The organism is Streptomyces azureus (assembly GCF_001270025.1).
Lineage (GTDB): Bacteria > Actinomycetota > Actinomycetes > Streptomycetales > Streptomycetaceae > Streptomyces > Streptomyces azureus.
Map to the genome: position 1 here is coordinate 1 of NZ_DF968416.1, position 5,638 is coordinate 5,638.

The following is a 5,638-nucleotide window of genomic DNA, read 5'->3' on the forward strand; positions in this document are numbered from 1 at the left end:
GGCTGGGTGGGCTGGGTACGGACCGGGGCCCGGGCAAGTGGGACCGGAGGCCGGGGCCGGCACGGGACAGGCCGGGTACGACGAGGGTGCCGGGCCGGCCTCGCCAGGGGCCGCTACGGGGCAAGCCGCATACGACGCCGGTGCCGGGCCGGCCAAGGGCTGGGGCGAGCCTGACGCCGGTGCCGGGCCGTCCAGGAGCTGGGACGGGTCTGACGCCGGTGCCGGGCCGTCCAGGAGCTGGGGCGGGTCTGACGCCGAGCGGGCGTCATCACACGGGGAGGAGGCCGGGCGGGCGTCGTCGCACAGGGACGAGGCCGGGCCGTACGCGCCGGGAGCGCCGTACCGGCCGCCGAACCCGGCCACCAATCCGTACCTCCGGGTACCGGAGGAGCTGCGAGAACCGGAGGACGCGCGGCCCGTCGGTGAGGGAGGGCCGTCCGATGGGACGCCTGAGCCCGGCTCGCAGGCCAGTGAGGAAAGGCAGCGAGGGGAGAGTCGGCGTTCGCCGCACGAAACCCGCCCGGGCGGTGACCCGGCCGCGCGCCGGGACGGTGACGTGTACGGCGCGCCCACGGTGGCACGGCCGGTAGGGCCGCCTCCGCGTGGGCCCCGGCAGCCGCCCGGCCCGAAGGGCGGTAACCGGCCGCCGGCCCGGCCGGACGATGGACCGCCGCCTCCGCCGCCTCCCCCGCCGCCGCGGAAACCGCGTGGGGGCAAGTGATCCGGGGGAGGCAGGGACGCCGCACCCGAAGGCAAGGTTCGCGCCACCCGCGCGACACCCACTGTTCGCTGTCCGCCAGGCGGACCTCACGGGCGGTACGACCTGCCCGCCGGATACGGTGGAACCACCATGAGCGCTTCGCAGACCTCGCCCTCCGACGTCCCCACCCTCCTTGTCAAGATCTTCGGCAAGGACAGCCCGGGCATCACGGCCGGCCTCTTCGACACCCTCGCCGCCTACTCCGTCGACGTCGTCGACATCGAGCAGGTCGTCACCCGTGGCCGAATGGTGCTGTGCGCACTCGTGACCGAGCCGCCCAAGGGGCTCGAGGGCGATCTGCGGGCGACCGTCCACAGCTGGGCCGAGTCGATGAAGATGCAGGCGGAGATCATCTCCGGCCTCGGTGACAACCGGCCGCGCGGGCTGGGCCGCTCCCTGGTCACCGTGCTCGGGCATCCGCTCACCGCCGAGGCTACGGCTGCGATCGCCGCGCGGATAACGAAGACCGGCGGCAACATCGACCGTATCTTCCGGCTCGCCAAGTACCCCGTGACGGCCGTCGAGTTCGCCGTGTCCGGCGTGGAGACCGAGCCGCTGCGCACCGCCCTGGCGCCCGACGCGGCGAAGCTGGGCATCGACGTGGCGGTCGTCGCCGCCGGGCTGTACCGGCGCGCGCAGCGCCTGGTCGTCATGGACGTCGACTCGACGCTCATCCAGGACGAGGTCATCGAGCTGTTCGCCGCGCACGCCGGCTGCGAGGACCAGGTCGCCGAGGTGACGGCGGCCGCGATGCGCGGCGAGCTGGACTTCGAACAGTCCCTGCACGCGCGCGTGGCGCTGCTGGAGGGACTGGACGCCTCGGTCGTGGACAAGGTGCGCAGCGAGGTACGGCTGACGCCGGGCGCCCGGACCCTGATCCGTACGCTGAAGCGGCTCGGCTACCAAGTCGGCGTCGTCTCCGGCGGTTTCACCCAGGTCACCGACGATCTGAAGGAACGGCTCGGGCTGGACTTCGCCCACGCCAACACGCTGGAGATCGTCGACGGGAAGCTGACGGGCAAGGTCACGGGCGAGATCGTCGACCGGGCCGGCAAGGCCCGGCTGCTGCGCCGGTTCGCCGCCGAGGCGGGTGTGCCGCTGTCGCAGACCGTGGCGATCGGTGACGGTGCCAACGACCTGGACATGCTGAACGCGGCCGGTCTGGGCGTCGCCTTCAACGCCAAGCCGGTGGTGCGCCAGGCCGCGCACACCGCGGTGAACTTCCCCTTCCTGGACACCGTGCTGTATCTGCTGGGCATCACGCGCGAAGAGGTCGAGGCAGCGGACACCGTCGACACGGTCTGAACCGCAACACGGCCCGGGGTCGGCGGCACAGTCCGGCCCCGGCGCCACGGTCTGAACCGGCCGGGAGAGCCCGGCACCGCGCCGGTGCCGGGCCCCGGTCACCCGGAGTCGGTCACTCGGTCGGCGCCCAGTAGTCCAGCAGCGTGCCCACACCCGGCTCCACGCTCTTCCACGAGCCGCTGAAGGACAGGATGGCGAAGGCGGCGGCCGGGAAGCCGCGGCGGCTCATCCGGTCGCGCGCGTCGCCCTCGGCCGTGCCCGCCAGGATGTCGGCGAGGCCCTGGATGCCCGGGTTGTGGCCGATCACGAGGATGTTCTGCGCGTCGTCGGGGGTCTCGTTGAGCACGGCGATCAGTTCGCCGGGCGAGGCCTCGTAGATCCGCTCTTCGTAGATGGTTTTCGGCCGCTGCGGGAACTCCTGGACGGCGAGCTTCCAGGTTTCCCGGGTCCGGACCGCGGTGGAGCAGAGGGCCAGGTCGAAGGGGATGCCGGTGTCGGCCAGCCGGCGCCCGGCCTCCGCCGCTTCCTTTCGGCCCCGGTCGGCGAGCGGACGCTCGTGATCGCTCACCTGGGGCCAGTCGGCTTTCGCATGGCGGAAGAGGACAATCCTGCGGGGTTCTGCGACGCTCATAAGATCCAGCTTCGCACGAAACAGGCCATGGGGCGCAGGGAGTTGACCACCGTCTTCAGCCGTGCTCAGCGGGATATCAGCTGCTGGACCCGCTCGAAGAGGTGGGTGATCAGGGGGTCACCGGTGGCCGCCTGGGCGTCGGACGGGTTCAGGATCAGCACGAGCAGCGCGGCGAAGGCGAGCGTGGGCAAGGCGAGGGCCCACCAGGGCAGCCGGCTGTCGACGCCGGCCCGGGTCGCCGGATGGGGCCGGGTGTGCGTAGGAGCCGACATGGGTGCCTCCGCTCTTCGAATGGGCCGTGGCCCGCGTCTCGCGGTCACACGTCGAAGTTACGGAATCCCCGGCCGCCAACCCATCCGGCGATCCACCCACTTGACCCTGACCCTCGCCCCCTAGGGGACAGGGGTGCTAGCCCCACCATGGGCCGGGCGAGGGCCGGTCATGGCGAGGCGATCGTCGCGATGACAGCGATGATGATGAAGATCGCGAAGAAGGCGCCGAAGACGAGCAGCATCTTCTTCTGACCGTGCTGGGGATTCGGGTCGAGCACTGGCATGGGGCAAGTCTCGCACCCGCCCCGGGCGCCTGACGGCCGGGGGTGCCCCCGAGCCCCCCGAGGCGGGGCTCAGCGGCCCGCCTCGTCCTCCACCGTGCGGTCCCGGCCCGCCAGGAATCCGACCGCCATCTGCGGGATCATCAGGGCGCTCATCAGCGCGATCGGCAGGCCCCAGCCGCCGCTGTGCTGGTAGAGGACGCCCACCAGGAGCGGCCCCGGGATGGAGATCAGATAGCCGGTGCTCTGCGCGAACGCCGACAGCTGGGCCACGCCCGGGCCGCTCCTGGCCCGCATGCCGACCATGGTGAGGGCGAGCGGGAAGGCGCAGTTGGAGACGCCGAGCAGCAGGGCCCAGGCCCAGGCGCCGGCGGCCGGCGCGAAGTACAGCCCGGCGTATCCGGCGAGGCCGCAGACGCCCAGGGCGAGCACGATCGGGCCCTGGTGCGGCAGCCGCGTGGCCAGGCGCGGTATGACGAAGGCCAGGGGCACGCCCATCACCATGGTGACCGCCAGCAGCAGCCCCGCGGTGCCCGCGGGCACACCGGCGTCCCGGAAGATCTGCGCCATCCAGCCCATGGTGATGTAGGCGGCGGTGGCCTGGAGCCCGAAGAAGACGGCCAGGGCCCAGGCGGTACGGCTCCGGGTGATCCGCAGCCGCGGAGCCGCCCCGGCCGCGGATCCGGCGGGAGCCGAGCCCGGCGTCTCCCGGTCCCGCGCCGGCCGGTCGGCGTCGGTCTCCGGGCTCACGGCCCGCTCCCCGGGTCGAGTCTGCGAGCCCCCAGCCCGCTCCGGCCCGGTCTCGGTGGCCCGGCTCCCCTCCCCCGGCCCGGCCGCGACTCCGGCCCGCTCCCCCGGCCCGGACGTCGCCGTACTCACCCCACGCCCCCGTACGAACGGCAGCCACGGCAGGACCGCCGCCACGGCCAGCCCCGCCCACAGGCCGAGGCCCGACTGCCAGCTGCCGCCCAGGGCGTCGGTCAGGGGCACGGTGACCGCGGCCGCGAGGGCCGTGCCCAGGGCGAGCGCCATGGAGTACAGGCCGGTCATGGAGCCGACGCGGTCGGGGAACCAGTGCTTGACGATGACCGGCATCAGGACGTTGCTGACCGCGATGCCCATGAGGGCGAGGGCGCTGGCGGCCAGGAAGCCGGCCGTGCCGCCGGCGTACGGCCGGATCGCCAGGCCGGTGGCGATGGCGGCCATGCCGGCGCACACGACGGCGCCGGCTCCGAAGCGGCGGGCGAGCCGCGGGGCCATGACGCCGAAGACGGCGAAGCACAGCGGCGGCCCGGAGGTGAGCAGCCCGGCCACGCTGCCGCTCATGCCGAGCCCCTCGCGGACCTCCTCCAGGAGGGCGCCGAGGCTGGTGATGGCGGGGCGGAGGTTCAGCGCGGACAGCACGATGCCGAGGACGAGCAACCGCGTCGTCCACGCGCGCGTGGACGTACCGCCGGGTTCCCGGGCCTCGTGCGCGGTCGAGCCGTGTGCGGTCGGGGGCGTCTTCGTCCGGGTTTCCTCGCTAGGCATGAGGTCCATCATAGAATCATAGGATGATTGACTGTCCAGTCCGTCCAATCCCCGGCTGCCCCCCGGCGCCCCGGTCGTGCGAAGGTGTGCCATGCCCCTGAGCCATCCCCGACGTTCGGCGCTCTCCGAGCAGGTCATCGCCGCCCTGCGGGCCCAGATCACCTCCGGCGAGTGGCCGGTCGGCTCCCGCATCCCGACCGAGCCCGAACTGGTCGAGCAGCTGGGTGTCGCCCGCAACACGGTGCGCGAGGCCGTCCGCGCCCTCGCGCACAACGGCCTGCTGGACATCCGCCAGGGCTCGGGCACGTACGTCGTGGCGACGAGTGAGCTGGCGGGTGTGATGCAGCGGCGGTTCGCCGGTGCCGACCCCCGGCACATCGCCGAGCTGCGCTCCACGCTGGAGTCGGCCGCGGCCAGGCTGGCCGCTCAGCGGCGTACGGAGAAGGATCTCAAGCAGCTGGACGCGCTGCTGCTGCGGCGTGAGGAGGCGTGGGAGTCGGGTGACGCGGAGGCGTTCGTGACCGCGGACGCGACCTTCCACCTGGCCGTGGTGTCCGCCTCCCACAACGACGTGATGACCGCCATGTACGCGGACCTGGGCGAGGTGCTGCGGGACTGGCTGCGCGAGGACGTCGGCGAGGAGCTGACGCCGGAGACGTACATGGAGCACGGACGGCTGCTCGACGCGATCCGCGCGGGCGACGCGGCGCAGGCGGCCGTCGAGGCCGCCCGCTACCCGTTCCTGTGCCGCCTGGGCGGGATCAGCTCACCCGCCGGTGGCTGATCCACACCTCGCCCACTTCCTTCCAGCAGCGTCCCGTCAGCCGCACGGTCTGTGCGGGCCCGGCCTCCACCGGGG

Annotated in this window: 6 protein-coding genes; 2 read left to right on the forward strand and 4 right to left on the reverse strand. The window is 73.2% G+C overall.

The window, feature by feature from the left end; all coding sequences use genetic code 11:
* Window positions 1-850 precede the first annotated feature (850 nt).
* A complete protein-coding gene (serB, locus tag AOQ53_RS34245; protein ID WP_059423299.1) occupies window positions 851-2,065 on the forward strand; it encodes a phosphoserine phosphatase SerB in 1,215 nt (404 codons plus the stop codon).
* A 112-nt stretch (window positions 2,066-2,177) separates the two neighbouring features.
* On the opposite strand, the gene AOQ53_RS34250 is transcribed toward serB, so the two are convergent.
* From AOQ53_RS34250 to AOQ53_RS34260, 4 genes are all read right to left on the reverse strand, one after another.
* On the reverse strand, window positions 2,178-2,696 hold the full coding sequence (locus AOQ53_RS34250) for a SixA phosphatase family protein (protein ID WP_059423301.1): 519 nt from the start codon (window positions 2,694-2,696) through the stop codon (window positions 2,178-2,180).
* Between the two features lie 65 nt (window positions 2,697-2,761).
* Window positions 2,762-2,968, reverse strand: a complete 207-nt coding sequence (locus AOQ53_RS34255; RefSeq protein ID WP_059423303.1) for a hypothetical protein — start codon at window positions 2,966-2,968, stop codon at window positions 2,762-2,764.
* A gap of 167 nt (window positions 2,969-3,135) precedes the next feature.
* Window positions 3,136-3,252 carry an SGM_5486 family transporter-associated protein gene (locus tag AOQ53_RS47545; protein ID WP_099054755.1) on the reverse strand — a complete coding sequence of 39 codons (117 nt, stop codon included), beginning with the start codon at window positions 3,250-3,252 and terminating at the stop codon, window positions 3,136-3,138.
* 69 nt (window positions 3,253-3,321) lie between these two features.
* Window positions 3,322-4,788, reverse strand: coding sequence for an MFS transporter (locus tag AOQ53_RS34260; protein WP_236711912.1), 1,467 nt, complete (start codon window positions 4,786-4,788; stop codon window positions 3,322-3,324).
* Between the two features lie 82 nt (window positions 4,789-4,870).
* Here AOQ53_RS34260 and AOQ53_RS34265 point away from each other — a divergent pair, with 82 nt between their 5' ends.
* The gene (locus tag AOQ53_RS34265) at window positions 4,871-5,563 is read left to right on the forward strand and encodes a FadR/GntR family transcriptional regulator (protein ID WP_059423306.1); all 693 of its coding nucleotides are present in this window, start codon (window positions 4,871-4,873) and stop codon (window positions 5,561-5,563) included.
* Window positions 5,564-5,638: the final 75 nt, after the last annotated feature.